Origin of the sequence: Gordonibacter sp. (assembly GCF_036667095.1) — a bacterium.
Taxonomy (GTDB): Bacteria; Actinomycetota; Coriobacteriia; order Coriobacteriales; family Eggerthellaceae; genus Gordonibacter.
This window is the reverse complement of sequence record NZ_JAVWUP010000239.1, coordinates 1-3,423: the sequence shown is the minus strand read 5'-3', so window position 1 is coordinate 3,423 and position 3,423 is coordinate 1. Positions and strand designations below refer to the sequence as shown.

The window sequence follows — 3,423 nt, the reverse complement described above, 5'->3', positions numbered from 1 at the left end:
CGCGAACAAGACGTTCGAGCGATTCCAGGACCTGCTTGCGCAGGGCAATCTTGTCAACGTCGACCGAATCGATCATGAGGTTTGCGATGTTGTTCACGTTCGGCGTGATGTCGCCGATGTAGCGGATGAGGTAGAGCGCCTTGATTAGCCGCACGTCGTCCTCGGAAAGGCCGTGCCCCTCGTCGGCGGCGTCCTGGCAGCGGTTTATCACCTGTCTGATGCCGTAGTCGAGCGATGTCTCGATGGTATCGTAGAATCGCCAAAACGGCACGAGCACCCCGGGCTGCTCTTCCTGCACTCGCTGGACCGACTCCTGGAAGGCCGAGATCATCGAACGCTCGCCGCTGGACATGTGCTTGCCGGAAAAGCCGTGCTCGCGCGTCTTGGTGAAGACGTCGGGCAGGATGCGGAACTGGTAACCCACGAACGGGTAGCTCTCGACGTAATCGCGCGTGCCGGCATAGCCGAACAGGTCGCTGGTCGAGTCGTCGAAGCTGAAGAGATTCTTGAGCACCGTCGCCTGCTTCTGGTACTCCGTTTCAAGAAGCGCCGTGGCTTCATCCGTCTTCGCCAGCACGCGCTCCTTGATGATCTCGTCCACGTCGCTCGAGGACAGCGACAGGCGCGTGTCAAATCGACCCTGGATCTTGGAGAAGTCCATTCCCACGATGTCGGTGACCGAGTCGATGGCCTGCTGGCTTGTGACCAGCACCCACACGTCTCCGCCGCATTGGGTGCCGAGGTCCTCGATCATCGTCTGCATGTCCAAAGTAAGGCTGTTGTCGGAACCGATGAACTGGCCGATCTCGTCTGCCAGGAACACGAGCCTGAAGCTTCCGAACTCCGCCTTCTTCTTGTCTATGTATGCCTTCACCTGCCTGGAGAACGTGTCGGACGAGACCACGTCGGTCTCGGTGCCATCGAACCAGTGCTGAGCGGCGTCGCGGCTCATCCCCAGCGCGCGTGCGAGGGTCTCGACCATGTCGTCCTCGTAGAACGACCATCCGTCGCGGTTCTCGAGCCAGCCGAGGCCGCTGACATCCTCGAACACCTCGCAGAATTCTTGCGTCTTGCCCCTCGAATCAATAAACGCCTCGAGCTTGGCAAGCTTCAGATCCTCGCCGTAGAAGCCCTGGTTCTCGTAGAAGACGCGCTGGAAGGAGCGCATAAGTGCGGTCTTGGCGGTCTCGCCTTCCTTCCACTTGCCCCCCCTGGAATCCACGTTGAACAGAATCGTCTCTGTGGGCACCGCGGCGACGCGCTTCATGCGTGCGTAGACCATCTCGTCGTCGATCTTGCCTTTGAAGTAATCGACCGCGCGCCTGCCCTTCACCTCCGGGTTGGAGAGAAGGTAGCTCAGCATCTTGAGAAAGTGAGATTTGCCGGAGCCGAAGAAACCGCTGATCCACACGCCCGTCTTGCTCGTGGGCGCGTCGAGCGACCGTTCGTAGTTTCGGTAGAACGTGGAGAAGTGTCCCTGCAGCTCCTTCGCCACGACGTATTCCTTGAGCTCCTGCTCCACAAGGTTCTCGTCGACGTCGCCGACCTTGACCACACCGTTGATGTTCCTGTTGATGTCATGCTCGAACATGTTCTGAATTTGCATGTCTTTAGCCTTTCGTGGTCTAAATCAGGTCGAATGCCCGGTAGTAGTTGCCGTCGCACAGCCGCCCAAAGAGCGACAGGGTCTGTCCGTTGAACCGTCCCGGGTAAGCGACTATCACGGGGGTCTCTTCGAACAGGTGCTGGATGTTGTCGAGGATGTTGTGCGCTCGCATGAACGGGTAGACCTCGCCGACGCCGGTGATGAGGATCACGTCGCCGGGCCGGTTGGGCCTGTTTGCAATCTTCTTCGCGAACGCCTCGGGGCTCGCTACGGCGGATAGCTGCTTGAGCATCTGCGTCTGACCCTGCTTCGCCTCCCTCCTAGGGATGGCAGCCGCGATGTGCTTCTCCTCGCAGATCTCGAGCAGGATGTCGTAGAGGTTCTCCTCGCGAATGCTGCATGGCAATGACGGGTCCGCCTTGAGCTTGTCGAAGAAGCCGCGTGCCCGGTTCTTGAGCCTGGGGTCGTAGCAGAAGGTGTATATGCCAACCTCGTTGCCGAGCCCTCGGTTGTGTAGAAAGTCCTCTTGGCGCAGGCGTGCCTTGCACGCTTCACAACGGGCCTCAAACTCGCCAAACGCCTTGTCGCTTGGCTTGTCGATGTAGGTTGCAGGCATTAAAGGGCCTCTCTTTCGCCGAACGCCGCCAAGGCTGCGTAGTCCTTGCGCTCGTGCAGGATATCCTCGAAATCAGGATCGAGAAGCACTCGCTGCAGGTACCCGTCCTTGGTGAGGACGCCGGCCTCGAGGAGGCATCTGCGCAGCACCGACTTGAGCTTCGTGACAGTAGAATCCGCGATGGTCGCGAAGCTCTCATACTCCGCCGTCAGTTCCGTGAAGTAGGCGTTCATGTCCGTACGCGTGAAGCTGTAATCCAGTTCCCTGTAATGCCGCGCAATCTCGGTGGTCATGAAGTGTCTCATCAGCGGGTACGCCGACATCATCGCATAGAGGTTCGTCTGCGCGGCTGCGCCGGGCATGCCGGACGCTATAATTCGCACAAGACGTTCGTCGTCCAGCGCGTCGATGCGCTTGTTGCAAACTCCGGCGATATTGCGGAGCATGCGCTCGGTCGGGTATTGGAACAGGTTCTCCGTTTGAGTCTTCTCGATAACCTCATCTTCGCTTGCGCCGTCTAAACGCATGCGAGCCACTATTCGCGTTTCCTTGAGGAGCCATTGCTCGCGGGTCATAACCCCGCCGGCCAGTTTCTTATTCTTCGCCATCGAACAGCTCCTCGTTGGCGAGCACTTCTTCGACGACAAGCGACGTCAGCAGAGCCGAAAGGCTCATACACTTCTCCTGCGCGATGGTCTCCAGAGCCGCTTTCATTTCGGGTGTCGCCGCGAATATGATCCGCTCCGTTTTCTTGGCTCCAAGCACATGCTTCTTCAGCTCCTGCTCGCCCATTGAAGTACGCCCTTTCTGGTCGCGCTCTTTGTACTAAATTTTATTAAAATTTTAGCACAGGTGGTTGACCCGATGACTGGCGTTCGCGATTCTCACGGCTTTGTCTGCTTTACGAGCAGTTTGTAATCTTTATTGCAGGTTCTGCCTTTAAAGCTGCACTGAGTGTCACGAGTAAATTCCGTAACAGACACAAGATCCAAAATTCAACGCGGAAAGACTTTCAGCAGAGAGCATCTTCGCGGGCTGGAAAGCGCAGTAAAAGAAGCTGTTGATTTTTCCGCAGCAACAAACGACCGTTTACCCTTATTCAACTGGGCAAACGGTCGTTTTTTGTTTTATATTTATTTTAGTGAAACAGCCACCAGTTGTCCTTATCCCCCCACCCCCACAACATTGCAAGGCCACCCAA

Annotated in this window: 5 protein-coding genes; 1 reads left to right on the top strand and 4 read right to left on the bottom strand. The window is 57.2% G+C overall.

Translation table 11 applies throughout. The annotated features are described in order from the left end of the window. The 4 genes from brxC to RR842_RS13030 all read right to left on the bottom strand — a co-directional run. The coding region (gene brxC / locus RR842_RS13045) for a BREX system P-loop protein BrxC (RefSeq protein WP_332730036.1) at positions 1-1,606 on the bottom strand (1,606 nt) is incomplete at its 3' end. A 19-nt stretch (positions 1,607-1,625) separates the two neighbouring features. Further along, on the bottom strand, positions 1,626-2,222 hold the full coding sequence (locus RR842_RS13040) for a DUF1788 domain-containing protein (RefSeq protein ID WP_332574589.1): 597 nt from the start codon (positions 2,220-2,222) through the stop codon (positions 1,626-1,628). Then, the gene (locus RR842_RS13035) at positions 2,222-2,830 is read right to left on the bottom strand and encodes a DUF1819 family protein (RefSeq protein WP_332730035.1); all 609 of its coding nucleotides are present in this window, start codon (positions 2,828-2,830) and stop codon (positions 2,222-2,224) included. The genes RR842_RS13040 and RR842_RS13035 overlap by 1 nt, the downstream gene beginning before the upstream one ends. Further along, positions 2,817-3,014, bottom strand: a complete 198-nt coding sequence (locus RR842_RS13030) for a hypothetical protein (RefSeq protein ID WP_332724953.1) — start codon at positions 3,012-3,014, stop codon at positions 2,817-2,819. The genes RR842_RS13035 and RR842_RS13030 overlap by 14 nt, the downstream gene beginning before the upstream one ends. 162 nt (positions 3,015-3,176) lie before the next feature. On the opposite strand from RR842_RS13030, the gene RR842_RS13025 reads away from it, so the two are divergent. Beyond that, the coding region (locus RR842_RS13025) for a hypothetical protein (RefSeq protein ID WP_332730034.1) at positions 3,177-3,423 on the top strand (247 nt) is incomplete at its 3' end.

Excerpts from the sequence above, each read along its gene's own strand:
- RR842_RS13040 (WP_332574589.1), bottom strand. The coding sequence starts at position 2,222 with ATGCCTGCAACCTACATCGACAAGCCAAGCGACAAGGCGTTTGGCGAG.
- RR842_RS13035 (WP_332730035.1), bottom strand. The coding sequence starts at position 2,830 with ATGGCGAAGAATAAGAAACTGGCCGGCGGGGTTATGACCCGCGAGCAA.
- RR842_RS13030 (WP_332724953.1), bottom strand. The coding sequence starts at position 3,014 with ATGGGCGAGCAGGAGCTGAAGAAGCATGTGCTTGGAGCCAAGAAAACG.